The sequence below is a fragment of the Mesoflavibacter sp. CH_XMU1404-2 genome, from assembly GCF_037029465.1.
GTDB lineage: Bacteria > Bacteroidota > Bacteroidia > Flavobacteriales > Flavobacteriaceae > Mesoflavibacter.
This window is the reverse complement of the sequence record NZ_JAYMEM010000006.1, coordinates 230,238-256,392: the sequence shown is the minus strand read 5'-3', so window position 1 is coordinate 256,392 and position 26,155 is coordinate 230,238. Positions and strand designations below refer to the sequence as shown.

Here is a 26,155-nt window from a genome sequence, read left to right as displayed (position 1 = left end):
TCATACTATAAATGAAAAAACAAAAGTTAGGATTTTGGGAAATCTGGAACATGAGTTTTGGTTTTCTCGGGATTCAATTCGGCTTTGCCTTGCAAGGAGGCTTCATGTCTAGAATTTTTCAAACATTAGGCGCAGCTAAAGATGAAATCCCTTTATTATGGATTGCAGCACCGTTAACTGGACTTTTAGTTCAGCCAATTATTGGATATTTAAGTGATAGGACTTGGCACCCAAAACTAGGAAGGCGTAGACCTTACTTTTTAATCGGAGCTATTTTAAGCTCTTTAGCCTTATTTTTTGTGCCTTACTCGCCTGCACTTTGGATAGCAGCTGGTTTTTTATGGATTTTAGATGCATCAATTAATGTGTCTATGGAGCCATTTAGAGCTTTAGTTGCAGATAAGTTACCAGATTCTCAACGCTCTTATGGTTTTGTTGTTCAAACATTAATCATTGGTATTGGTACATGGATAGCAAGTAACTTACCTTGGATGGTATCTCAATTTGGTGTTAGTGACTCTGCAGATTCTGGTGTCATAACAGACACTGTAAAAGTCGCTTTTGCTATCGGAGCTTTTGTTTTTTTACTAAGCGTATTATATACCATTTTTACAACTTCAGAATATCCTCCAGAAGATATGGAAGCGTTTGAGCGCGAAAAAGCTCAAAAAAGCAATTTCATAAAAGACATAACTAACAACATTGGTAGTATGCCAACAACCATGAAAAAACTTGGTGTTATCCAATTCTTTTCGTGGTTTGCGTTTTTTACAATGTGGAGTTTAGCCAACCCAGCACTTACAGAGCACGTGTTTAATACACCAGCACCATTAGAAGCTGCTTTTGATATGGCAGACAATGCACAAAAATTAGCTTTTGATACCGCAAACACAGCATTTCAAAAGTCCTCAAATTTAGTCGGTTCGGCAATGGGTATTTATGGATTGTCATCTATGGCATTCGCATTATTACTAACTTTTTATACTTCAAAAAGACGTATTAACAGAAAGTTTGTCCATATGGGCTCTTTAATGTTAGGAGGTATAGGTTTTTTAATGATGAATGTTGCGACACCAGAAACTTTAAAATACTGCTTTATTCTAGTTGGTTTTGCATGGGGAAGTATCCTTTCTATGCCTTACGCTATGTTATCTAGTAGCGTAGATCCTAAGAAAATGGGTGTAATTATGGGAATATTCAACATGTTTATTGTAATACCTCAAATTATTGCTGCACTTGGTGGGATTAATTTTATCTCAGGACTGTTAGGTGAAGAAGCCATAAACGCAATGACAGTTGCAGGTGTAAGTTTAGTAATAGCTGGGCTTTGCAATCTGTTAATCACAAATAAAAATGCAATTACATATCAAATAGAAGACAATTAAGATGAATAAAAAAGGCTTCATATTCGATTTAGATGGTGTTATCGTAGACACAGCAAAATATCACTTTTTAGCTTGGCAAAAACTAGCAAAAAGTATTGGTATCGATTTTTCGCACGAACAAAACGAACAACTTAAAGGTGTAAGCAGAGTTAAATCTCTTGAAAAAATATTAGCATGGGGAAATAAAACCATTTCCGAAGACAAATTTAATGCCTTAATGGCTTCAAAAAATGATGATTATTTAAGCTTTATCGCTAAAATGAATCACGACGAAATTCTTCCCGATGTACCAAAAGTTTTAAACTATTTAAAAGAACAAAATCAACCTATTTCTTTAGGATCGGCAAGTAAAAACGCACGTCAAATTCTTGAAAAAGTAGATCTATTAAAGCAGTTTGATGCTATTGTAGATGGCAATGATGTAAGCAAAGCAAAACCAGATCCAGAAGTATTTTTAATTGCAGCAAAAGCATTAAGCATAAAACCAGAAGACTGTATTGTTTTTGAAGACTCGGTAGCTGGTGTACAAGCTGCAAATACAGCAAATATGATTTCTATCGGGATAGGAGAAAAAAGTGTACTACACGAAGCAGATTATGTCTTTTCAGATTTTACCGAAATAGACACTGCGTTTATAGACAAATTAATAAAAAGATAAATTAGTCATTGACAATGAATCAAGATTATATACAACCAAATAATTGGTCAATCATAGAAGAAGGTTTTGACGTAGATCGCGTAAAATCTTCCGAAAGTTTATTTAGCATCGGTAATGGCGCAATGGGTCAACGTGCTAATTTTGAAGAGCAATACTCAGGACCAACCTTTCAAGGTAGTTACATTGCTGGTGTGTATTATCCAGACAAAACCCGCGTTGGTTGGTGGAAAAATGGTTACCCAGAATATTTTGCCAAAGTACTTAACGCACCAAGTTGGATTGGTATTAACGTCACCATTAATGGTGAAGCTTTAGACCTTTTTAAAGCAAAAAGCGTAGACAACTTTCGTAGAGAATTAAACATGAAAGAAGGCTGGCTATCTAGAAGTTTTGAGGCAACACTACAAAATGATTTAAAAGTTGAAGTCAACATCGTTCGTTTTTTAAGTTTAGATTTAGATGAAGTTGGCGCGATAAAATTCAATGTAAAACCATTAAACGGAAGCGCAGCTATTCAGTTTCAACCTTATATAGATAGCGGTATTACAAACGAAGATACCAATTGGGACGATAAATTTTGGAATACCACAAATGTTGAAGTTATAAACGATCAAGCATTTATAGAAGCACATATCATGAAAACCAATTTTCATACCTGCACCTTTATGCAGTCTCATGCGTTTATAAATGATGAAAAGCAAGATATTACACCAGAAGCAACGTCAACAGAACATATAATTACATTCTCATACAATGTAAACGTTGAGCAAAATCAAACTGCAAGTTTAGTAAAGTTTGGTGGTTATACCGTAGATAGAAATTATGAGAAGGATCAATTAATAGAGGCAGCAAAAACAGCATTGTCAAAAGCTAACACAAAAGGTTTTGATACGCTTTTAGAAGATCAAAAACAAGCTTGGGCAGAGATTTGGAAGATGTCAGATATCACTATAGATGGCGATGTAAAAGCACAACAAGGTATTAGATTTAATATCTTTCAACTTAACCAAACCTATTTAGGTAAAGATTCTAGATTAAACATTGGTCCAAAAGGATTTACTGGCGAAAAATATGGCGGTAGTACCTATTGGGATACAGAAGCGTATTGCATACCGTTTTACATGGCAACCAAAGATCAAAAAGTAGCTCGTAACTTATTGCAATACCGTTATAATCATTTAGAAAAAGCTATAGAAAACGCTCAAAAACTAGGGTTTAAAAATGGAGCAGCACTTTACCCAATGGTAACCATGAATGGTGAAGAATGTCATAATGAATGGGAAATAACCTTTGAAGAAATTCATCGAAATGGTGCAATAGCATTCGCAATTTTCAATTACTACAGATATACTGGCGATTTTTCATACATTCCAGAAATGGGATTAGAAGTGCTTATTGGTATTGCTAGATTTTGGCACCAACGCGCAACACTTTCAACACATAAAAATAAATATGTCATTTTAGGTGTTACTGGTCCAAATGAGTATGAAAATAACGTAAACAACAACTGGTACACTAACTATATTGCAAAATGGTGTATAGATTATACTTTAGAAACTTTAGATAAAGTAGAAAACGGTTACAACGAAGATTACAAAAGAGTTGTTGGTAAAACTAAGATTAGTGACCAAGAGTTAACACAATGGAAAAAAGTAGCAGACAATATGTACTTCCCATATTCCGAAGAGCATAATGTTTACCTACAACAAGATGGTTTTTTAGATAAAGAATTAATTACTGTTGCAGATTTAGATAAAACGCAAAGACCGATTAACCAAAAGTGGAGTTGGGATCGTATTTTACGTTCGCCATACATCAAACAAGCAGATACTTTACAAGGATTTTACTTTTTTGAAGACCATTTTACAGATGAAGAATTAAAACGTCATTTTGATTTTTATGAGCCATTTACAGTACATGAAAGCTCGTTATCACCTTGTGTACACAGTATTCAAGCTGCAAAGCTAAATCAAATGGAACAAGCCTATACGTTTTACTTACGTACATCGCGTTTGGATCTTGACGATTATAACAAAGAAGTAGAAGAAGGTTTACATATTACCAGTATGGCAGGTACATGGATGAGTATTGTCGAAGGTTTTGGAGGCATGCGTGTTAAAGATAACAAGCTTCATTTTGAGCCAAAAATTCCTAAAGAATGGGACGCATATTCCTTTAAAGTAAACTTTAGAGATACCATTCTTAAAGTAACAATATCTCAAAACAAGTCTAATTTCGAATTAATTTCAGGAGATTCATTAGAAATAATAGTAAACAACCAATCTAAAACAGTACAATAAATCATTATTAATACATCAAAAAAATGAAATTATTAAGATCAATCATCGCATTACTTTTTCTTTCGGTAAGCTTTGTAAATGCGCAACAATTAACATCGCCAAATGGTGAGTTAACGATGCAATTTTCGCTAAAAGAAGACGGTGCGCCAACCTATAAATTAACATACAAAAATCAAGAAGTTATAAAAGAAAGTAGCTTAGGTTTTCATCTTAAAAATGATAAAAAATCGTTGTTAGACGATTTTAAAATTACAGATACAAATACCTCTACTTTTGACGACACTTGGCAACCAGTTTGGGGAGAAGTTAAAGAAATAAGAAATCATTACAACCAGTTAAAAGTTACTTTAACGCAAAATGAAACAGACCGAATAATAGTTGTTAATTTCAGATTATTTGATGATGGTTTAGGATTTAGATACGAGTTTCCTACGCAAAAAAACTTAGTCTATTTTACCATAGAAGAAGAACGTACACAATTTGCAATGACAGGTGATCACACTGCATTTTGGATTCCTGGTGATTATGATACGCAAGAGTATGATTATACAGAGTCAAAATTAACCGAAATTAGAAGCAAATTTGACGCTGCAGTTACAGATAACGCTTCACAAGAACAGTTTTCTAAAACAGGTGTGCAAACTGCGTTAATGATGAAAACTGATAACGGAATTTACATCAACCTTCATGAAGCTGCTTTGGTAAATTACTCATGTATGTCTCTAGATTTAGACGATAAAAACTTAGTGTTTCAATCACATTTAACACCAGATGCAGTAGGAGACAAAGGATATTTACAAGCACCAACACATTCGCCTTGGCGTACCATTATGGTTAGTGATGATGCAAGAGATATTTTAGCATCAAAAATAACACTTAACCTTAATGATCCTTGTGAAATTGAAGACACGTCTTGGATTAAACCAGTAAAGTATGTTGGTGTATGGTGGGAAATGATCACAGGTAAAAGCTCTTGGGCTTACACAAACGATTTACCATCGGTTAAATTAGGAGAAACAGATTACAGTAAAGTGACACCTAACGGAACACACGCTGCAAACAATACTAAAGTAAAACGTTATATCGACTTTGCTGCAGAGCATGGTTTTGATGGTGTTTTAGTTGAAGGTTGGAATGAAGGTTGGGAAGATTGGTTTGGTCAATCTAAAGATTATGTGTTTGATTTTGTAACGCCTTATCCGGATTTTGATGTAGAAGAAATTCACGCTTACGCGAAATCTAAAGGTGTAAAAATGATTATGCACCACGAAACGTCTTCGTCTGTAAGAAATTACGAGCGTCACATGGATGAAGCTTATCAGTTTATGAAAGATAACGGTTACGATGCTGTAAAAAGTGGTTATGTAGGTAATATTTTACCTCGTGGCGAGCATCATTATAGCCAATGGATTGTTAATCACTATCAATATGCTATAGAAAAAGCTGCAGAATATGAAATTATGATCAACGCACACGAAGCGGTTAGACCAACAGGTATTTGCAGAACTTATCCAAACTTAATTGGTAATGAGTCTGCAAGAGGAACAGAGTTTCAAGCATTTGGTGGCTCTAAACCAAACCACGTTACTATTCTTCCGTTTACACGTTTAATTGGTGGACCAATGGATTATACACCAGGTATTTTCGAGATGGATATTAGCAAACTAAATCCTGATAATAATTCGCATGTAAACAGTACCATTGCAAATCAATTAGCACTTTACGTAACAATGTATAGCCCATTACAAATGGCTGCAGATTTACCAGAGCATTATGAGCAGTTTATGGATGCGTTTCAGTTTATAAAAGACGTAGCAGTAGATTGGGAAGATAGTATTTATTTAGAAGCAGAACCAGGAGATTACATTACTGTAGCTCGTAAAGCAAAAGGAACTAATAACTGGTTTGTGGGTAATGTAAATGGTAAGACATCAAGAACATCTACCATAAAATTAGACTTCCTTGACAAAGGGAAAACTTATACAGCAACTATTTACGCAGATGCAAAAGATGCAGATTATAAAACTAATCCGCAAGCTTATAAAATTTCAACTAAAAAGGTAAATAGCAAATCTAAAATCTCTCAATTATCTGTGCCAGCTGGCGGATTTGCAATTAGTATTATCGAAAATAAATAATAGATGAAACTGACTAAAAACATACTGCTATTTTCTGCTTTACTAACTTTTATTTTTTCTTGTAAAAATGAAGAAAAGCCAGTAGTAAAGGTTGAAACAGAAAAAGTAACTGAGATAAAAAACGAAGTGAATCGTGTAGAGCCACCACATTGGTGGATTGGCTTTAAAGATAAATCACTTCAGTTATTGGTTAATCATCCAAATATTTCAGAAGCTACGCCAAGTATTTCTTATGAAGGTGTTTCTATCAAAAAGGTGAATAAAGCAGATAGTCCAAACTATTTATTTATCGATTTAGAGATTTCAGAAACAGCAAAAGCAGGTCAGTTCAATATTCATTTTAAGTTAAAAGATAATTCAGAATTAGTTCAAACCTATCAGCTAAAAGACAGAGACAAAGCAGCAGACCAATTTGTTGGTTTTGACAGTAGCGATGCTATTTATTTAATCACGCCAGATCGTTTTTCTAACGGAAACCCAAACAACGATAGTGTTGAAGGTTTGCAAGAACAAGGTGTAGATAGAAGTCATGATTACAAACGTCATGGTGGCGATATTACAGGGATAACTAATCATTTAGATTACATAAATGATATGGGCTTTACGCAAGTTTGGTCATGCCCATTACTAACTAACGATATGAAAAATGGATCATATCACGGTTATGCTATCACAGATTATTATCAAGTAGATCCACGTTTTGGAACTATGGAAGAGTACATTAATCTATCCCAAAAAGCTAGAGAAAAAGGTATGGGAATGATTATGGATCAAGTCGCAAATCATTGCGGCGTTTCGCATTGGTGGATGAAAGATTTACCATTTAAAGATTGGGTGAATCAGCAATCTAAATTCGAAAACGGAGAACCTTTAAACAATTCTAATCACAGACGTACAGTAAATCAAGATTTATACGCGTCTAAACAAGATAAAAAAGAAATGAATGAAGGTTGGTTTGTCCCATCTATGCCTGATTTAAACCAACGCAATCCGTTTATGGCTAAATACATTATACAAAATAGTATTTGGTGGATTGAGACTTTAAAGCTTAGCGGAATTAGACAAGATACCTATCCATATCCGGACAAAGATTTTATGTCTACTTGGGCAAAAAGTATCATGACCGAATATCCTAACTTTAGTATTGTAGGTGAAGAATGGAGCTATAACCCATTGCTCATTGGTTATTGGCAAACAGGTCATCAAAATAAAGACGGTTATCAAGGACATTTAAAATCGACTATGGATTTTGCAATGAATCAAAACATTGTTGATGCTTTAAACGAAGATGAAGCTTGGGATCGCGGTTTAATAAAAATGTACGAAGGTTTGGCTAACGATTTTGGTTACACATCGCCAAAAGACATTATGGTTTTTGCAGATAACCACGATAAAAGCAGAATTTTTACGCAGTTAAAAGGTAACATAACCAACACCAAAATGGCATTAAGTTATATGTTAATGTTACCTCGTATTCCGCAGATTTATTACGGAACAGAAATTTTAATGGACGACTTTGAAAAACCTGGCGACCACGGTTTAATTCGTACTGATTTTCCTGGTGGTTGGCAAGGTGATACTGTAAGTGCATTTACAGGTGAAGGCTTAACAGACAACCAAAAAGATATGCAAGCATACTTGAAAAAAGTGCTTAATTACAGAAAAGAAAGTAAAGCCATACATGACGGTAAAACCATCCATTTTGCTCCATTTAACGGGACTTACTTTTTATTTAGAATGTCTGAAGACGAAACTGTAGTTCATATCATCAATAAAAACGAAAACCCAATAACAATAGATTTGAATCGCTACGACGAAGTAGGTCTAAAAGGAAAGACGTTAACCAATATAATTACTGGTGAAACTATGATTTGGGAAGACGCGATTCAATTAGATAAAAAAGGTAGTTTGATACTAACAACCAAAACAAAAAACTAAAATAAATATAAACATGAAAAAACTAATCTTACTATTAACATTAGCGGTGCTTTTTGCTTGTAAAGAAGAACAAAAACAAGCAGAGCCTGAAGCTAAACAAGAAGATACATTTCAGCCAATTACAGATACAGATATTGAAAGCGGAGTAATCTATGAGGCTAACATCCGTCAATACTCGCCAGAAGGTACTTTTAATGCCTTTACAAAGGATATTCCTGTATTAAAAGACTTAGGTGTAAAAGTAATTTGGGTGATGCCAATTAACCCAATTTCTGAAGTTAAAAGAAAAGCAACTGACGGACAATTTACCAGCGATATTGAAGACGAAAAAGAACGTGCAAAATATTTAGGTAGTTACTATTCAGTATCAGATTATAAAGCAATTAACCCTGAATTTGGTAATTTAGAAGACTTTAAAAACTTAGTAGATACTGCGCATGACAATGGAATTTATGTAATCGTAGATTGGGTACCAAATCATACAGGTTGGGATCATCCTTGGATTACAGCTCATCCAGATTGGTACACTCAAAATGAAAAGGGAGAAATTATTGACCCAATCAATCCTGATACTGGCGAATCTTGGGGATGGACTGATGTTGCAGATTTAAATTATGACAACATGGAAATGCGTAAAGAAATGCTTAATGATTTAAAATACTGGTTAACCGAAGCTAATATTGATGGTTACCGTATGGATGTTGCGCACAAAGTACCACAAGATTTCTTTGAAGAAGTAACTAAAGAATTAAAGCAAATTAAACCAGTATTTATGCTTGCCGAAGCAGAACAACCAGCGTTATTAGAAAAAGCGTTTGATATGCAATATGCTTGGGAAGGTCATCATTTATTAAATGAATTAGCTAAAGGCGAAAAAAATGCAGACGATTTTCAAGCGTATATTAAAAAGCAAGATACAGTGTTACAAGACGATGATATCAACATGAATTTTGTAACAAATCACGACGAAAATTCTTGGGCAGGTACATTAAAAGAACGTATGCCAGATAACAAAGAATTACTAACAGCTTTAACTTACACTATGCCTGGTATGCCTTTAATTTACTCTGGTCAGGAGTATGATTTAGATCACAGATTATTGTTTTTTGAAAAAGATAGTATTCCAAAAACTAAAGGAGATTACTTTACTTTATTACAGCGTTTAGGCGCATTAAAAAATACTAATCCAGCCTTAAACGGAGGTAAAGACGCAGCTGCTTACAATGCAATAGACGCAGGGTCAAATGTAATTGCATTTAGCAGAACAAAAGGTGATGATGAGGTTGTTTTTATTGCAAACATTTCAGATGAAAATATCAAAACAAACGTACCTCAAAAAGGAAGTTATTTAGATTACATTGCTAATCAACCAACCAAATTAAAAGGAGATGCAATTGAGTTAGCACCAAACGCATATAAAATTTATGTAAAGCAATAGTTTTACACTATTTATTTGAATTTTAAAAAGCGCCTTTTTAGGCGCTTTTTTTATTATTTGACTTCAGATTTTTTATAAATATACTCAATAATAAAACAGAATAATATTACTGAAACAGCAACAATTACACCTGTTTTATTAGAACTATATTCTTGTTGTAGTAACACAGCCAATGCTGTAATACAAAGTATAAAGCCAACTAATGGAATAATTCTATCTCCATTAATTTTATCATAAAGCTTAAAGCCTGTATAGTTGACAATAGCAAAAATGAGTAAAAACCCAACACTACCTGTTGTTGAAATACTTTCTAATTTTAAAATATTAGCCACAATTAAAGTAAGTGCAGAAGTGATTAACAAACCAATAGGTTGATTCCATAATCTACCAGTTAAATGATGCGGTAATTCGTCATCTTCAGCAATTTCATAACTTACTCTTGTACCTCCTAAAATAGAAGCGTTAATTGCAGAAAATGTAGAAATTAAAGCTGCGATGGTTATGATAGTAAAACCTACTTGTCCCAACATGGGTTTAGCAGCTTCAGCTAAAACATAATCTTTAGCTTCTTTAATTTCAGAAAAAGGTAAAGAACCAACAGTAACTATAGCAATAATAATGTAAAGTAAAATCACAAAAATAACAGAACCGTAATAGGCACGTGGTATATTTTTTTTCGGATTAATAACATCTGGAGCAGCATTAGCGATAAGTTCAAAACCTTCATAAGCAACAAAAATTACCATTCCGCCAGTTAATAATTTTAAAGGCGTTTCCCAATTAGAAACAGATAATTGTGATAAATGTTCACTTCCAAATAGTCCATAACAACCAATGCCTACAAAAGCTAAAAGGATGATTAGTTTAACGATAACCGCAAAAGATTCAATTTTTCCGACAATTTTTATACTGTAATAATTTATAATAGTGGCGCCAATAATAACAGCACTTGCGTAGATGTGAAAGTCAACGGATTCGTTTACAATCGTATATAGATTTGGTGCGTAAGACCCAAAAGCAGACGCGTAAAGTGATAGCATGATAATGTAACTTGCCCAAAGTAAGTTATTAATACCGCCACTAAAGATGGTTTTGCCAAAACCTTCATTGATAAATTTTACCGTTCCGCCACGTTCTGGAAAAGTTAATGATAGCTTGGCGTAGCTGTAAGAAGTAATTAAAGCTAAAAGACCAGCTATTAAAAAAGCAATTGGCGTACCGCCTTGAGCAAGTGATACTGCAAGTCCTAAAACTGCAAAAATACCACCGCCAACCATACCGCCAATACCTATAGATAGCGCATCTTTAAGCTTTATTTTATCAGACATCTATAAAGGAAAAATAGATTTAGGAATGGCATGAAAGCCAGTTTTATTAATTTCATTTTCTATTGAAATAACCTCTACTAATTTAGAAGTTTGCACAGTAAATTGTTTTGGATAGGTATCTGCATCTATAATTACTTTTTCTACACCATCAACTCTAAGAGCAGCGTTTTTAATTAGTTCTAAATCTTCTAGTTCTTTTGCGTTGGTTTCAAATATTTTTCCGTGGTTTCCAGGGATAACGTTTTCTGATATTAAACTCATAATAATTTTTTTAGATTGGCTAGTTAACTAGCATTTATTAACTATTATAAAATTACGAAATGTTAAAATATTCTATTCCTAATAATTTTAACATTTGCGTTAAAATGCTGTTATATTTTAATATTTCTAAAAGGTTTTAAGTTGAAAAACTCACCAATCATAAATAGAAATACTACAGCATATTCTAATGCAACAAGCCATAAATTTTCAATGTTATCTGCATTTGCATAAGCCAAGTAACTTAAAATGATAACGATACTCCAAATTAGTGGATATTTATAGTTTGAAAACGCAGAAAACAGAACCAATGTCGCTAAATACCATGGATGAACGGTAGTGCTTAATAAAAAGTAAACTGTCAAGCCTAAAAGCATGTTAACTATTAATTGTTGCATATTATTTACTTTTCTAAACAAAGCTAAAGACCAAACAATTATAAAAATTAAAAGTGCTAAGCATTTACCAATAATAGCAATTTGATTATATCCAGATATACTGTATCCAATAGTTCTTGCTATGTAATAAATGCTGGCGTTAAATTCAAAATTATTAAACCAAAGTGAAGTTGTATTGGCGTAATTTGAAATAAAATCTGAACTTATAAAGGGTAAAAATAATAATAGTACAGTAATACCAACAACAGCATAAAAACCAATTAAGGATTTTAAGTTGTGGTGTTTTAAAAACCATTTTATAAAAAATGGAAATAATAAAACAGGTATTAATTTAGTTGAAATTGCAAATGCAAAACATATAGCAGACCAAAACCATTTGCCTTTATGAAGAAGGTAAAGACTAAATATGATAAAAAATATCATTATGCTTTCAAAATGCAAATTACCAGTTAATTCAATAATAATTAAAGGGTTTAACGCATATAAAAAAATAGATTTTTCTGGAAGTTGAAAAGCTTTTAATAATTTTCTTCCATAAAATATCACTCCAATATCAGCAAGGATAATACATATACGCATTCCAATTATAGAACTTAGTATACTGCTTCCCGGAAACCAATTACCAAGTACAAAAAACAACTGATTAATAGGCGGATAATTACTGTTGTTACCTTGACTTAGCCAACCCATACCATCGTAAAGTTGTTGTTGGTTGGGCATTTGTTGTTCTAAGTTTTGATTAACAATTTCGGTAGCAGAATATAGGTAAGGATTGATACCTAATTGATTAAGGTATCCGTCCCAAATAAAACGATAAAAATCTTGTGATAAATTGGGTGTAGCTACAATAAAAATTAGCCGACTTAAAATAGCTGTAACTAACAAAAATTTAAAATTGTATCCGACTATTTGGATAAGTTTATAGCAAACTACAAATAAAGCAATATAAAGCGTTAAAAGCTTTATGTAGTCTGTTCTTACTAGATTATAAGCAAAACTAAAATAGAATAACAAACTAGCTAATGTAAGTAGTATTGAAATCTTATTTAGTTTGAAAAATGTTGTATTTATTTGCATTACTCAAATATAGCTAATAAAGCTGTAAAGTAAGCTTTATAGTAGGTTTAGAACTTGTTTTTGGCAAGTACATGCGTTAGCGATAGTAATGGTTAGCTTTTGGCAAGGCTTGCATCGAGCCAAAACTAGTAATGGATAGCGCGACCACTTGTGGTAACGCCCAAAAAAACTAAGCTTTTGACGTTAAAGACTTAAAGAATACAAATCCAAAACCAATTGTAAGCATTAAGTGGAAAGGGAATAATCCAAAATCACCACCTTGATCACCAACAATAAACGCGCTGTACATTCCAAAAGCAAAATAGATCATTAAAAGACCTTCAAAAACAACGTTAATACTTATGTTTTTGCGTAAGTATTTATTGCCTTTCCAACTATCTTTAAGTGAACTAATGTTGAATTTTGGCGTACGTACAAATTCGCTACGTTTTCCAATATGTCCTTCTAAAACCGCAATAGAATTATGTAAAGAAAAGCCCATTGCAATTGAGAAAAACGTAAAAAACATACCAATATATTTGATAAAGTCTTTAAACGTGTTGCCATGACTACGTTTGTACATAATCCAGTAGCAAACAAAGAAGATAATGGTACTCATCACAAAAAAGCTCATGATATAAAAATATGGTCTTAAATGTGCATATTCGTTTTTAATGTAAAGCATTGGTATGCTTAAAATACCCACAATTAATACATTTAAAAACATGGTACTATTTAACAAGTGTAAAATACCGTGTAATTTTGTTTTTACTGATATATTCTTACTAGTTAAAACACGCCAAAGCATTTTTCTAAAGTTTTCTGCGCCACCTTTATTCCATCTAAATTGCTGTGATCTTGCTGCACTAATTACAACAGGTAATTCTGCAGGAGTTTCAACATCTTCTAGGTATTTAAATTCCCAGTTTTTTAGCTGCGCACGGTAACTTAAATCTAAGTCTTCTGTAAGTGTGTCGCCTTCCCAATTTCCTGCGTCAATAATACACTCTTTACGCCAAACACCAGCTGTACCATTAAAATTGATAAAGTGACCTTTGCTATTACGACCTACTTGCTCTAAAGTAAAATGTGCATCTAAAGCAAAAGCTTGTATTTTTGTTAACGTTGAATAATCGCGGTTGATATGTGCCCAACGGGTTTGTACAACACCTATTTTATCATTTTTAAAATACGGAATGGTTTTTTGTAGCCAGTCGTGATCTGGAAGGAAATCTGCATCAAAAATGGCGATAAATTCTCCTTTTGCAACTTCTAATCCTTCTTTTAATGCACCAGCTTTAAACCCTTGTCTGTTGGTTCTAGTAATATGTTTGATGTCTAATCCTGTTGCTGCTAATTTATCTACGTGTGCTTTGGTTGTGATTACGGTTTCGTCTGTAGAATCGTCTAATACCTGAATTTCTAACTTGTCCTTTGGATAATCTATCAACGCAATATTGTCTAATAATCTATCCATAACATACAACTCGTTAAATACTGGAAGTTGTATGGTTACGTATGGTACTTCTTCTGGATTGTTAAGGTCTAATTTAGGGCATTTATCTTTTTTACGTTGAGCCGCTAAATAATTAAACATTAAGTTTAATTGCGCTAACGCATACATGAATATTAAAATTAACGAAATGCTGTAAATGACTATTAATGTGGTTTCTAAAATCACTGTTTAAAACTATATTTAAAGATCCAGGACAAAATTTTTATGCCTGCAAATATACTACCTTTTATCGTTCCTGAAACTTTTGAGACGCCAATTCTATTTCTGTAGTTTACAGGTACTTCCGTATAACTTAGTTTTTGTTTTAGTGCTTTTAGTTGCATCTCTACTGTCCAACCGTAGGTTTTGTCAACCATATTAAGGGCTAGCAGCTTTTCGTACTTTATGGCTCTAAAGGGACCAAGGTCTGTAAATTTAGCGTTAAAAAAAATTGACATTAAGTTGGTTGCTAGCCAATTTCCGAAGATTTGTTGAGGCGTCATAGCACCATCTTCTCTTAATTCTTTAACGCGACTACCTATAACTAAGTCTATATTATCTTCAATAATTGGAGCAATTATTTTTGTAAGTTCTTCAGGATAATCACTATAATCGCCATCTAAAAACACAATAATATCAGGTTTTTTAGACGGATCGCTAAGCGAAGTAGAAGCAATATAATCCATACCCTTCAAACACGCGTATCCATAACCTTTGTTATTTTCGGTTAAAACGGTTGCTCCAGCATTTTTAGCGTTGATTTCTGTAAGATCTGTAGAATTGTTGCTAACTACAATTATTTCTTCTACTAAAGAAGGAATATCTTGTATTACTTTTGCTATTGAATCTTGCTCGTTAAAAGCGGGAATAATGACTTTTATTTTGGGCATTTAGGCTTATAATCTTAGCGCAAAAATACAATTGTTTTTGGATTATTTGTTATTTATTAAATCCATTAAGTCTACATCGTTTCCAAGAAGGATTTCGTTAGGGTTTATGCGACCTTTCATGCTGGCATTTTCTAATTTTAAAACGCCTCTTGGGCAAACAGCACTGCAAATTCCACATCCAACACAGCTTGATCGTACAATGTTTTCGCCTTTTTGAGCATAGGCACGTACGTCAATTCCCATTTCGCAATAGGTTGAGCAATTTCCACAAGAAATACATTGTCCACCATTGGTTGTAATTCTGAATTTTGAAAATAAGCGTTGTTGAAATCCTAAAATTGCCGCCATAGGACAACCAAATCTGCACCAAACACGACTACCAAAAATAGGGTAGAAGCCAGTGCCAATAACACCAGAAAATATAGAACCGATTAAAAATCCGTAGCTTTTTCTTAAGCTTTCAGATTTAAATAAAAATAGCGAATTGTCTTTGCCGAAATAATGCAACGCAAATAAGGACATAATAATCACAAAGTAGCCAATCGCACCATATTTGGCGTCTTTAGCTAATTCTTTACGTTTAAAAATAAATGTTCCAACAAAAATTAAGGTCAAAAATGAAGCTACAAATATTAAAAACGACGATTTTGTAAGCCAATATTTGCTTGTGTCATTACCCAAATAACTATGTATGACAGCAGTAGTCATAAGTACTACAAATACTAAAACCGAGTGAATTACCCAACGCTCTACCTTCCAAGCAAATTGAGATTTGTCGCTTAATTGCCTGAAGCTATCACCAGCAGTTTCGGCTAATGCACCACAACCACAAACCCAAGAACAATACCAGCGTTTACCATATTTGTAGGTTAAAATTGGTGTGATGACAAATATTGAAACGATACCAAAAATTAGCATCGCTAAACCGATATTTTCAGCACTGATAAAGGCTTTTATGCGATAACTTTCGAAGTTATAATAGTTAAGAGGCCAAATATTTTTTAAATCGTAGTACGGTAAATCGCTATTCATTACGTACATAAATTCTGGAATTAAAAACGCAAAAGCCAATTGAAAAAACATGACAGATATAGTCCTAATTTGTTCATAGCGATTGTGTCTATATTTTAAAATGAATTTATAGCCAAAAACCAAAATAGCGACCGTGTATAGCGTACCATAAACAAACCATTGGCTGGCGTTTCTTCCGCTTAAAAGCTGACTTAACGGATCAAAAAGCGCAACCAAACCTGTGTTTTCTTCACCTTTTTGAGCTAAACCTAAATATTGCGGATAAAAATAAAGTACGATGTAAAATAAGGTTAAAACAACACCAATTAACCAACCAATTAGTCCTCTAGCGGATAAAGATTTAAACCAAACACCATCATTTTTTATGCCTTTAGATTTGTCTAAATACAAACTATTAGAAAACCAAATAGCGCCAATAAACATTAGGCTTAAAGCGATAGTCAGCGTAATTGCTTTATTAGGAAATTGAACATTAAATAAAGCTAAAACCAAAATGAATAAACCAAGAATACCAACTGCTGAAGCTATTTTTTGAGTTTTTGTTAATCCATAAGAATTAGCCAAAGACATGCTGTAATTTAATTTTAAGCTCATGTTAGTTAGTTTGTAAGGTGTTATTATAGCTTGCTTTTATCTGGTTTTCAAATCGCTTATAGAATTCTGGATCAAAATTGGCTGCTTCTAAATGGTTAATCACATAGTCTAAATCACGTTTTTCGGTAAGCCATTTATCAAAAACGTCGTGACGTAGCCTTATGTCAAAGGTATTGATGCCTAAAAATTGATTTGTGTCTCTGTGATAAGCTATAGTCATACATTTGGTGTAGTCTTCATGTTTCCAATGGAAATGAGCTTCGTAATCAGGTTTTCCTTTTTTGCCATTTACCCAACCATACGTTTGATATTCAATATCTAAAAATTTTGCGCTGTTAAACCAATGTCCTGGTTTGTATTCCGTTTTATTGCCGCAAATGGTTTGCGCTAAAGTTTCTCCCATCATGCGTCCAGTATACCAAACCGCTTCAATTGGTCTGCGATTACTGATAGCTTCACGCTGTTCGGCGCAATCACCAATTGCATACACATCTTTAATGTTGGTTTCTAAAAAACGATTGACTAAAACACCTTTGTTGGTGTCGATTTTACTTTCTTTTAAAAATGAAATATTGGGTGAGACACCAGCAGTTAAGCCTACAAAATCACAAGGAATTTCTTCGCCAGTGTCTTCAATGATGATGGATTTTACTTTTCCGTTTTCATCAGAAATGATTTCTTTCAAATTAGTTGAAAGTCTTAAATCGATATGATGATTTTTAATGTGTCTATTTATCATTTGGCTTTCGCCTTCTGGTAAAACGCTGTTCCAAAAACTGCTTTCTCGTACCAAAAATGTTACCGGGATATTTCTAGAATTAAACATTTCTGCCAATTCAATACCAATCAATCCGCCACCAACAATGACTGCGCGTTTACAGACTTTGTTGTTCGGTGCATAGATTTCAAGGTTTTCTAAATCTTGTTTGCTGTACAAGCCTTGTACGCCTTTTAGGTCTTCACCTGGCCAACCAAATTTATTAGGTTTGCTACCTGTTGCAATCACTAATTTATCATAGTTCATTTGGTCACCTTCTGCAAAATGAAGTGTTTTGTTGTCGGTATCAATACTGTTAACGTAGCGTTTTTTTAATTCGATATTATTTTTCTTCCAAAACCAATTTTCGTAGGGTTGTGTGTGCTCAAACTTCATGTGTCCCATGTAGACATACATTAACGCCGTACGAGAGAAAAAATAATCACTTTCAGCAGAAATGATTGTGATTTTTTTATCAGATAATTTTCTAATATGTCGTGCTAAGGTAACTCCCGAAATTCCGTTACCAATAATAATAACGTGCTCCATATTTTGGTTTTAGTTAGGCTTTAAGTCGAAGGTTTTGTTAAAACCTTAATCCTTTTTTCCAAGTTTGTTTAAATTTATTGATAAATTCAGACTTATGCGGTTAATTTTTCAGATTTCTATATTGCTTTTGTGTTGTGCGTGTAGCATGACTTCACCAAAGATTGAAAAAATTAATGGTATAAGTTTTGTAGCGTCTCGAGATAGTATTTCTGAAAAACATATCAAGCCTGTCGTAGATTTAAACGCTAATTATGCGGCAATAATGCCCTTTGGTTTTATCAAAAATTTACAGCATCCAGAAATAATTTACAACACCGATAGACAATGGTTTGGCGAAACTGGCGAAGGTGTAAAACAGTACGTTGAAGCACTAAAAAAACAGCAAATTAAAGTGATGATTAAACCTCAAATTTGGGTTTGGCGTGGCGAATTTACAGGTTTTATTAAGATGAATTCTGAAGAAGAATGGCAAGAACTAGAGAAGGCATATGAAAATTTTATTTTAGATTTTGCAAAAGTAGCCAAAGAGGTCAATGCCGAAATGTTATGCATCGGTACCGAATTAGAAAATTTTGTAGCATATAGACCAAAGTTTTGGACACAATTAATTAAAAAAACTAGAGCAATTTATAAAGGTAAACTGACATATGCAGCCAACTGGAACGAGTTTACAAAAACACCATTTTGGTCTGATTTAGATTATGTTGGTATAGATGCTTATTTTCCTGTAAGTAATTTAAAAACACCAACTGAAGCAGATTGTTTAAAAGGTTGGAATTTGCATTTGCCAGATATTAAAAACGTGCAGCAAACCAGCAAAAAACCTATTTTGTTTACCGAGTTTGGTTATCGTAGTTTTGATTTTTCTGGTGAAAAACCATGGACAACTGGTAATTATGAGGCGACTCCAAATCTTGAAGCGCAAACAAATACCACAAAAGCTTTATTTGAAACTTTTTGGAAAGAAGACTGGTTTGCAGGCGGATTTGTTTGGAAGTGGTTTCATAATTACGAGCAATCTGGCGGCGCAAAAGACAATATGTTTACACCACAAAATAAACCAGCGGAAGAAATTATTAGGCAGTATTATAAGAATTAGTATTTTTGTGTAAAGTGTACACAAAAATGACTTTAAATCAAAATATAAAAATAGCTGTAGATGCAGTGGTTTTTGGTTACGAATCAAAAAAATCCTTATCTGTTTTATTGATTAAAAGAGGAGTAGAACCATTTAAAGATGCTTGGGCTTTACCTGGTGGATTGGTTTTGGAAGAGGAGTCTTTAGAAGCAGCTGTTAAACGAGAACTCAGGGAAGAAACAGGTGTTACCATTGATTATTTAGAGCAATTGTACACTTTTGGTGAGCCTAATCGAGATCCTAGAAATAGGGTAGTAGCCGTAAGCTATTTTGCTTTGGTAAAACCGCATCATTTTAAAATTGAGGCTAGTACAGATGCTGTTGAAGCACAATGGTTCACCTTAGATAAATTACCAAAATTAGCATTTGACCATAAGAAAATTTTAGACATGGCTAAAGAGCGTCTAAAAGCTAAGTTAACCTATCAACCTATTGGATTTGATTTGTTAAATAAAGAATTTCCGTTTTCAGATCTTGAACATTTATATACTTCCATTTTAGAAAAAGACATCGATAGACGTAACTTCAGAAAGAAAATCTTAAGCTTCGACATTCTAGAAGAGACTGACAAAATAAGCCAAAAAGGAAGTGGCAGACCAGCTAAACTCTTCAAGTTTAATCAAAAGAAATACAACGCACTTTTACAGGAAGGTTTCCATTTTGAAATTAAGTTTGTGTAAAAATAACACAAATAATTTTGTAGCTAAAAAAATTTAATTTAAATTTGTGTAAAAACAACGCAAAATGTATTTAAACTTAGACGCTCAATTTCAGCCTTTTCAATCAGAAAATAATATTCAGTTTGAGATTTTTACCTTTTCTGGTGGTGAGCCTCATATTAAGATTTTGACAGATGTTTCTAATCAAACCGAAGTTACTATCACAACTAGGATTCAATCTTTTAATGATTTTGGCTTGTTGCTTTTAGCTGTAGATGCATTAAGACGGTATGGTGTTGAAATACTAAACGTATTTATACCTTATTTTCCAGCAGCAAGGCAAGATAGGGTTATGGTAATAGGCGAACCGTTGTCGATAAAAGTGTATGCTGATTTATTAAACCAATTGAATTTAAATAAAATCACAATTTACGATCCACATTCTGAAGTTACGCCAGCTGTTTTGAATAACTGTGCGGTGATTACTAACCATTTATTTATTCGGAAAGTAGTATCTGCTTTAGATAAAGATATTTTGTTAATCTCACCAGATGGTGGAGCACTAAAAAAGATTTATAAAGTGTCCGAGTTTTTAGGTGGAAAACCAGTAATAGAATGTTCAAAAAAACGAAATGTAAAAAACGGAAAATTAGAAGGGTTTAAAGTCTATGAAGAGGATTTAAAAGAAAAAGATTGTTTAATAGTTGATGATATTTGTGATGGTGGCGGAACCTTTATTGGCTTGGCTAAAGAGCTAAAAAACAAAAACGCAGGAAATTTGTATTTGGCTGTAAGTCATGGGATATTTAATAAAGGCTTTAAGGTATTAAACCAACACTTTACTAAAATATTTACAACAGATAGTTTTAAAACTTTTGAGAATGGTGTGGAGCAGATTGAGATTAAAGAATTATTAAAAGATTAAATTTAGGGTATGAATAAAAGTACAATACAATATTTAGCATATCTATTAGATAAAGCAAAAACAGAAGGAAAAGATAAAGCTATTGTTTTTTTAGGAGCAGGAGCATCTGTTTCTGCTGGAATACCATTAACTGGAGTAATTGTAAGACATATTAAATTAAAGTTTAGAAAAAACCCAATAATTAAAAACGCTGTATTAGATGGTAAATCAGATTATTATGTTTTAATGGGAGCACTTACTGCTGATGAAAGAAGAGATTTATTTCATTTTTATGTTACAAGAGATAAAGTCAAACTTAATATGGCAAATGTGTATTTAGCGCAATTATTAAGTTTAGGCTATGTCGACTATATCGTAACAGTAAATTTTGACGATTTAATTTTAAAAGCCTGTACGTTATATAATTTTTTACCACCAGTTTATGATGTCTCAAACATTAAAACCGTAACGACAACAGATATTAGAACAGGATCAGTGTTATATCTTCATGGTCAATATTTTGGACAATGGTTACTTAATAATAAAGAAGAACTTGAAAAAGTAGAAGCTGAGGTTTTAAGCTTGTTCAATAGTATAAAAACTAGACGTACATGGATAGTCGTTGGTTATAGTGGTAATGACGGTATTTTTGATAAAATAAAATCTTTGGGTAGTTTTTCTAATGAGTTTTTCTGGGTAAAAAAAGCCTTAAACCCAAAAGAAGATAAACATGTTATAGAATTTTTAGAGACACCTAACAACAATGCACAAGTTATTGAAGGGTATTATGCGGATACTTTTTTCTTAAAGTTACACGCAGAATTAAGTAAACTTGATGAGAAATTAAGCCCACCAGATATTTTTTACAAGCCTTTTAATCATGTCAAATCAATAATGCAAAATGTAAATGAGATTAATGGAGAAGATTACTTAAATAAAGAGGTGAAAAATATTATAGAAATATGCAATGATAGAATAGATAAAGCTATTGAGCAATTTGAAAATGTAGATACCATTGAAGGTTTTAAACAAAAAATAATTGATTCAATACTAAAAAATGAGTTTAATGATGAGCTTGCTATAACTTTTGAAAATAAAATTGAACTAAAGAGTTTTATAGAAGCTAAAGAACAATTAAGTTGGTATTATAATGTTTGGGCAAGTCAACTTTTAGATTTAGCAAAACAGGAATCTTCTGCCGAATTATATAAAGAGAGTTTTCAAAAATATACAAAAGCATCAGAATTAAATCCGAAAAATGATGCTATTTATTACAATTGGGGAAACGCATTATTTGATTTAGCAAAGCAGGAATCTTCTGCCGAATTATATAAAGAGAGTTTTCATAAATATACAAAAGCATCAGAATTAAATCCGAAAAATGATGCTATTTATAATAATTGGGGAACTGCGCTATCTGATTTAGCAAAACAGGAATCTTCTGCCGAATTATATAAAGAGAGTTTTCAAAAATATACAAAAGCATCAGAATTAAATCCTAAAGATGATGCTATTTATTACAATTGGGGAACTGCGCTATCTGATTTAGCAAAACAGGAATCTTCTGCCGAATTATATAAAGAGAGTTTTCAGAAATATACAAAAGCATCAGAATTAAATCCTAAAAATGATGCTATTTATATCAATTGGGGAACTGCGCTATCTAATTTAGCGAAACAAGAATCTTCTGCCGAATTATATAAAGAGAGTTTTCAGAAATTTGAAAAAGCATCAGAATTAAATCCTAAAAATGATGCTATTTATAATAATTGGGGAACTGCGCTACTTCATTTAGCAAAGCAGGAATCTTCTGCCGAATTATATAAAGAGAGTTTTCAGAAATTTGAAAAAGCATCAGAATTAAATCCGAAAGATGATGCTATTTATAACAATTGGGCAAATGCCTTAATTGGACTATTTGATTTAACAGGAGAACAAAGTTTACCTCAAAAAGCACTCAAATTATGTCAAAAAGCTTATGTCTTGGGAGGAAGCTCATACAATCTAGCTTGTACTTATGCTTTATTAAGAAAAAAAGAGTCAGCTTTAAAATATTTAGAAGAAAGCCTGGAAAAACATTTTATTAGTGAAGCTTATGTTAAAGAAGATAACGATTGGGCAGACTATCTAGAAGATAAAGATTTTAAAAGTCTTTTAGCAAAATATAAAAATCAAGACTAATTGTTTTTTTGTGTAAAATTTACACAAAATATTTTGCGTATTAATTTATTCGGTTTATATTTGTGTAATAATTACGCAAATTAACACATTATGAATCCACTATTATATACAGACGGTTACAAAGTTGACCATCGCAGACAATATCCAAAGCAAACAACTTTAGTGTATTCTAATTGGACACCTCGAAAAAGTAGAATAGAAGGTGTGGAAGAGGTCGTATTTTTTGGGCTGCAATATTTCATCAAAAAATACATGGTTGAAGCGTTTGATAAAGATTTTTTCAGTAAATCTAAAAGTGAAGTTTGTCAAAAATATCAAAGACGTATCAATAATTATTTAGGCGAAAATAAAGTAGGTATAAAACATATCGAAGACCTACACGACTTAGGATATTTACCTATGGTTGTAAAAGCATTGCCAGAAGGTGTTTCTGTACCAATTCGTGTGCCAATGCTTACCATGTACAATACAAAACCAGAGTTTTTTTGGCTAACTAATTATTTTGAAACTTTATTATCTACAACACTTTGGTTGCCATGTAACTCGTCTACTATTGCAAAACAGTATCGTAAAATTTTAGATAAATATGCTGAAGAAACTTCAACAATACCAGAATTTGTAGATTGGCAAGGTCATGACTTTTCAATGCGAGGTATGGGAGGTTTGGAAGCTGCTATCATATCTTCGGCAGGACATTTATTGAGTTTTACGGGAACAGACACCATTCCATCAATTGATTTTTTTGAAGACTATTACAATGCCAATTCAGATACAGAATTAATTGGCGGATCTGTTTCTGCAACAGAACATTCTGTTATGTGTATGGGAACCAATGAAGGAGAAGAAGAGACCTTCAAACGGTTAATTACAGAAATTTATCCTAACGGTATTGTGTCTATTGTTTCTGATACTTGGGATTTGTGGAAAGTGTTAACCGAGTATCTTCCAAATCTAAAAAATGAAGTCCTAAGTCGAGAAGGAAAAGTTGTTATCAGACCAGATTCTGGTGATCCAGCTGACATCATCTGTGGTAATCCAAACGGAAAAACAGAAGCTGAAAAGAAAGGAGTTATACAACTACTTTGGGAAATTTTCGGAGGTAAAATCAACGAGAAAGGTTACAAGGAATTAGATAGCCATATTGGTGCTATTTATGGTGATAGTATCACTTTAGAAAGAGCCAAAGATATTTGCGAGCGACTTAAACAAAAGGGTTTTGCATCTACTAACGTGGTGTTGGGTATAGGATCTTTTACGTATCAATATAATACCAGAGATACCTTTGGTTTTGCCATGAAAGCAACTTACGGTGAAGTTAATGGAGTTGGGAGAGAAATTTACAAAGATCCTATAACAGATGATGGCACTAAAAAATCAGCTAAGGGCTTAATTAAAATTGAAAAAACTAAAGGTCGCTACATTTTGAAAGATCAAGTGTCTTGGGAAGAAGAACAGCAAGGAGAACTTAAAGAAGTTTTTAAAGATGGAGAGCTATTGATAAATAATACTTTGCATGAGATTAGAAGACGAATTAAAAATTAATCACCCAATCTTTTCTTTATAATATTCATGTAATTCACTAGCAGAAGCACCAAGCCATTTTTTTAGATAAATCATCCAAAAATAGAATTGAAGTTTAAAAATACCATGTTTTTTATACAACCTAGCAGAGGTAATAATAGGTTTATTGATCACTGTAAATTGTTTTAGTTTATATAGCTGACTAATAAAAATATTGTCTTCGTAAATGATGTAAGACTCGTCAAAACCACCAATTTTATCATAAAGTTTTCTAGTTATAAATAAACTTTGGTCGCCACCACGACAAGCTTTAAAATTGAATTGTGTAAACCAGCCAGCCAAACATAACCACCAATGATTACTGTTAAATTGTAGTCTAAAGCAACCAGCGTGGTTACTTTTTTGTGTTTCATTTAAAATGAATTGATCAAAGTGTTTTGGTGGAAAAGAATCGGCATGTAAAAAATATAATATAGTTCCAGTTGCAGCTTTAGCACCAGCATTCATTTGTTTGGCGCGTCCTTTAGCTGAATTAATGAGTTTAAAGTTTTTTTGGTTGAATTTTTCTACTATTTCAACAGAATTATCAGTACTTCCGCCATCAACAACAATAATTTCTAATTTATTTTTGTAGTGGGCATTATCAATAAGATATTGAAGCAATCGACCAATATTTTCTGCTTCATTTAACATAGGAATTATGACAGAAATTCTATTCATTTAAATCCCAATTATAACCTTTGTAGTTAATTTTTGCGTCTTTAGAAATTTTGATAGTTGTGTATTGATTTATAAAATCGATAACAGTTCCATTAGTTTCAAAATCTTTGCTAAACCACTTGAAGATTTTAGAAATTTTTAATTCGTTTTTAGCGATTTCATTTTTTGTATTATCTGCTAAAAATTCTTTTGTCGCTTTTGTTAGTTGTGTTTCTAAAAGATCTGCTGTGTAGGCTTGGTTTTTAAGTTTAGGACATGAAATCGATGCGCAAACAATAGCGAAATGAATTCGAGGTTCGTTCATTTTACGCAAAATATCGTGTTCTATTTCATCTAAATTATAGTTGAGGTTTGCGGTTTTCCATAATCGTTGTTTCCAAGGGTTTTTAATGTCTTTAATAGATTTTATTGGATAATGATGCACAATTAAATCTACTGTTAACGCATTATAAAGGTTAATCCAATACGCTAGTTTTTCATTTTTTGAAAGCTTATTAAAGTTTTCATTTTTATTGACTAAACTCAAAACATAAATGTAGTCCAATAGCTTTTTGTGATCGGATTTAAACCCTTTATAATTTACATTTCCATTGTCTGAGACATGCTTTTTTAATAACTCATCCCAAAGTAAGTGAATGTTGTTAGAAGTTCTTTTTTTTAACTCTTGATGAAAATTTTCCACTTGTTTTATTGAATCATTTGCTTTCTCTTTTTTTTGTTCTAAATCTTGAGAAAAACCAAAAAACGTCCAACCAAAACATAATATATAAATGATGTGTTTCATGATAATTTCAAGTTTTAATTAGACGTTTTTTATA

20 protein-coding genes are annotated in these 26,155 nt (G+C 32.7%); 11 read left to right on the top strand and 9 right to left on the bottom strand.

The window, feature by feature from the left end; translation table 11 throughout:
• Positions 1-11 precede the first annotated feature (11 nt).
• Genes WA327_RS05820 through WA327_RS05795 form a run of 6 tightly spaced genes read left to right on the top strand, consistent with a single transcriptional unit; the run spans position 12 to position 9,857 of the window.
• Positions 12-1,385: an MFS transporter gene (locus WA327_RS05820; RefSeq protein WP_336067508.1), complete on the top strand. Its 1,374-nt coding sequence runs from the start codon at positions 12-14 to the stop codon at positions 1,383-1,385.
• A 1-nt stretch (position 1,386) separates the two neighbouring features.
• Positions 1,387-2,043, top strand: coding sequence for a beta-phosphoglucomutase (gene pgmB, locus WA327_RS05815; RefSeq protein ID WP_336067506.1), 657 nt, complete (start codon positions 1,387-1,389; stop codon positions 2,041-2,043).
• Positions 2,044-2,057: 14 nt separating this feature from the next.
• On the top strand, positions 2,058-4,343 hold the full coding sequence (locus tag WA327_RS05810; protein WP_336067502.1) for a glycoside hydrolase family 65 protein: 2,286 nt from the start codon (positions 2,058-2,060) through the stop codon (positions 4,341-4,343).
• 23 nt (positions 4,344-4,366) lie between these two features.
• Complete coding sequence (locus WA327_RS05805; RefSeq protein ID WP_336067499.1) at positions 4,367-6,481, top strand: glycoside hydrolase family 97 protein; 2,115 nt, start codon at positions 4,367-4,369, stop codon at positions 6,479-6,481.
• A 3-nt stretch (positions 6,482-6,484) separates the two neighbouring features.
• Complete coding sequence (locus WA327_RS05800; protein ID WP_336067497.1) at positions 6,485-8,419, top strand: glycoside hydrolase family 13 protein; 1,935 nt, start codon at positions 6,485-6,487, stop codon at positions 8,417-8,419.
• A 13-nt stretch (positions 8,420-8,432) separates the two neighbouring features.
• On the top strand, positions 8,433-9,857 hold the full coding sequence (locus WA327_RS05795; protein WP_336067495.1) for an alpha-amylase family glycosyl hydrolase: 1,425 nt from the start codon (positions 8,433-8,435) through the stop codon (positions 9,855-9,857).
• Between the two features lie 53 nt (positions 9,858-9,910).
• On the opposite strand, the gene WA327_RS05790 is transcribed toward WA327_RS05795, so the two are convergent.
• The 7 genes from WA327_RS05790 to WA327_RS05760 form a co-directional block, all read right to left on the bottom strand.
• The gene (locus WA327_RS05790) at positions 9,911-11,185 is read right to left on the bottom strand and encodes an APC family permease (protein WP_336067494.1); all 1,275 of its coding nucleotides are present in this window, start codon (positions 11,183-11,185) and stop codon (positions 9,911-9,913) included.
• The gene (locus WA327_RS05785) at positions 11,186-11,446 is read right to left on the bottom strand and encodes a heavy-metal-associated domain-containing protein (RefSeq protein WP_336067492.1); all 261 of its coding nucleotides are present in this window, start codon (positions 11,444-11,446) and stop codon (positions 11,186-11,188) included. It lies immediately after the preceding gene.
• 110 nt (positions 11,447-11,556) lie between these two features.
• Positions 11,557-12,918: a glycosyltransferase 87 family protein gene (locus WA327_RS05780; RefSeq protein ID WP_336067488.1), complete on the bottom strand. Its 1,362-nt coding sequence runs from the start codon at positions 12,916-12,918 to the stop codon at positions 11,557-11,559.
• A 169-nt stretch (positions 12,919-13,087) separates the two neighbouring features.
• Positions 13,088-14,578, bottom strand: a complete 1,491-nt coding sequence (locus WA327_RS05775) for a cellulose synthase family protein (RefSeq protein ID WP_336067485.1) — start codon at positions 14,576-14,578, stop codon at positions 13,088-13,090.
• The gene (locus WA327_RS05770; RefSeq protein ID WP_336067483.1) at positions 14,575-15,282 is read right to left on the bottom strand and encodes a glycosyltransferase family 2 protein; all 708 of its coding nucleotides are present in this window, start codon (positions 15,280-15,282) and stop codon (positions 14,575-14,577) included. The genes WA327_RS05775 and WA327_RS05770 overlap by 4 nt, the downstream gene beginning before the upstream one ends.
• A gap of 42 nt (positions 15,283-15,324) precedes the next feature.
• Positions 15,325-16,908 (bottom strand): 4Fe-4S dicluster domain-containing protein, encoded by a 1,584-nt coding sequence (locus WA327_RS05765; RefSeq protein WP_336067481.1) that lies wholly within the window; start codon positions 16,906-16,908, stop codon positions 15,325-15,327.
• A 1-nt stretch (position 16,909) separates the two neighbouring features.
• Complete coding sequence (locus tag WA327_RS05760; RefSeq protein WP_336067479.1) at positions 16,910-18,214, bottom strand: FAD/NAD(P)-binding oxidoreductase; 1,305 nt, start codon at positions 18,212-18,214, stop codon at positions 16,910-16,912.
• A gap of 145 nt (positions 18,215-18,359) precedes the next feature.
• On the opposite strand from WA327_RS05760, the gene WA327_RS05755 reads away from it, so the two are divergent.
• The 5 genes from WA327_RS05755 to WA327_RS05735 all read left to right on the top strand — a co-directional run bounded on the left by WA327_RS05755 (position 18,360) and on the right by WA327_RS05735 (position 24,638).
• On the top strand, positions 18,360-19,313 hold the full coding sequence (locus tag WA327_RS05755; protein WP_336067476.1) for a glycoside hydrolase family 113: 954 nt from the start codon (positions 18,360-18,362) through the stop codon (positions 19,311-19,313).
• A gap of 26 nt (positions 19,314-19,339) precedes the next feature.
• Entirely contained in the window at positions 19,340-20,032 is a 693-nt protein-coding gene (locus tag WA327_RS05750) for an NrtR DNA-binding winged helix domain-containing protein (RefSeq protein WP_336067474.1), read from the top strand.
• A 64-nt stretch (positions 20,033-20,096) separates the two neighbouring features.
• Entirely contained in the window at positions 20,097-20,936 is an 840-nt protein-coding gene (prs, locus tag WA327_RS05745; RefSeq protein ID WP_336067471.1) for a ribose-phosphate diphosphokinase, read from the top strand.
• Between the two features lie 9 nt (positions 20,937-20,945).
• Positions 20,946-23,096 carry a TPR end-of-group domain-containing protein gene (locus WA327_RS05740; protein ID WP_336067469.1) on the top strand — a complete coding sequence of 717 codons (2,151 nt, stop codon included), beginning with the start codon at positions 20,946-20,948 and terminating at the stop codon, positions 23,094-23,096.
• 90 nt (positions 23,097-23,186) lie between these two features.
• Positions 23,187-24,638, top strand: coding sequence for a nicotinate phosphoribosyltransferase (locus WA327_RS05735; protein ID WP_336067467.1), 1,452 nt, complete (start codon positions 23,187-23,189; stop codon positions 24,636-24,638).
• On the opposite strand, the gene WA327_RS05730 is transcribed toward WA327_RS05735, so the two are convergent.
• Positions 24,639-25,337, bottom strand: coding sequence for a TIGR04283 family arsenosugar biosynthesis glycosyltransferase (locus tag WA327_RS05730; protein ID WP_336067464.1), 699 nt, complete (start codon positions 25,335-25,337; stop codon positions 24,639-24,641).
• A complete protein-coding gene (locus tag WA327_RS05725; RefSeq protein WP_336067461.1) occupies positions 25,330-26,121 on the bottom strand; it encodes a DUF547 domain-containing protein in 792 nt (263 codons plus the stop codon). Before WA327_RS05725 ends, WA327_RS05730 begins: the two co-directional genes overlap by 8 nt.
• Positions 26,122-26,155: the final 34 nt, after the last annotated feature.

Excerpts from the sequence above, each read along its gene's own strand:
- WA327_RS05820 (WP_336067508.1), top strand. The coding sequence starts at position 12 with ATGAAAAAACAAAAGTTAGGATTTTGGGAAATCTGGAACATGAGTTTT.
- pgmB (WP_336067506.1), top strand. The coding sequence starts at position 1,387 with ATGAATAAAAAAGGCTTCATATTCGATTTAGATGGTGTTATCGTAGAC.
- WA327_RS05810 (WP_336067502.1), top strand. The coding sequence starts at position 2,058 with ATGAATCAAGATTATATACAACCAAATAATTGGTCAATCATAGAAGAA.
- WA327_RS05805 (WP_336067499.1), top strand. The coding sequence starts at position 4,367 with ATGAAATTATTAAGATCAATCATCGCATTACTTTTTCTTTCGGTAAGC.
- WA327_RS05800 (WP_336067497.1), top strand. The coding sequence starts at position 6,485 with ATGAAACTGACTAAAAACATACTGCTATTTTCTGCTTTACTAACTTTT.
- WA327_RS05795 (WP_336067495.1), top strand. The coding sequence starts at position 8,433 with ATGAAAAAACTAATCTTACTATTAACATTAGCGGTGCTTTTTGCTTGT.
- WA327_RS05790 (WP_336067494.1), bottom strand. The coding sequence starts at position 11,185 with ATGTCTGATAAAATAAAGCTTAAAGATGCGCTATCTATAGGTATTGGC.
- WA327_RS05785 (WP_336067492.1), bottom strand. The coding sequence starts at position 11,446 with ATGAGTTTAATATCAGAAAACGTTATCCCTGGAAACCACGGAAAAATA.
- WA327_RS05780 (WP_336067488.1), bottom strand. The coding sequence starts at position 12,918 with ATGCAAATAAATACAACATTTTTCAAACTAAATAAGATTTCAATACTA.
- WA327_RS05770 (WP_336067483.1), bottom strand. The coding sequence starts at position 15,282 with ATGCCCAAAATAAAAGTCATTATTCCCGCTTTTAACGAGCAAGATTCA.
- WA327_RS05765 (WP_336067481.1), bottom strand. The coding sequence starts at position 16,908 with ATGAGCTTAAAATTAAATTACAGCATGTCTTTGGCTAATTCTTATGGA.
- WA327_RS05760 (WP_336067479.1), bottom strand. The coding sequence starts at position 18,214 with ATGGAGCACGTTATTATTATTGGTAACGGAATTTCGGGAGTTACCTTA.
- WA327_RS05755 (WP_336067476.1), top strand. The coding sequence starts at position 18,360 with ATGACTTCACCAAAGATTGAAAAAATTAATGGTATAAGTTTTGTAGCG.
- WA327_RS05750 (WP_336067474.1), top strand. The coding sequence starts at position 19,340 with ATGACTTTAAATCAAAATATAAAAATAGCTGTAGATGCAGTGGTTTTT.
- prs (WP_336067471.1), top strand. The coding sequence starts at position 20,097 with ATGTATTTAAACTTAGACGCTCAATTTCAGCCTTTTCAATCAGAAAAT.
- WA327_RS05740 (WP_336067469.1), top strand. The coding sequence starts at position 20,946 with ATGAATAAAAGTACAATACAATATTTAGCATATCTATTAGATAAAGCA.
- WA327_RS05735 (WP_336067467.1), top strand. The coding sequence starts at position 23,187 with ATGAATCCACTATTATATACAGACGGTTACAAAGTTGACCATCGCAGA.
- WA327_RS05730 (WP_336067464.1), bottom strand. The coding sequence starts at position 25,337 with ATGAATAGAATTTCTGTCATAATTCCTATGTTAAATGAAGCAGAAAAT.
- WA327_RS05725 (WP_336067461.1), bottom strand. The coding sequence starts at position 26,121 with ATGAAACACATCATTTATATATTATGTTTTGGTTGGACGTTTTTTGGT.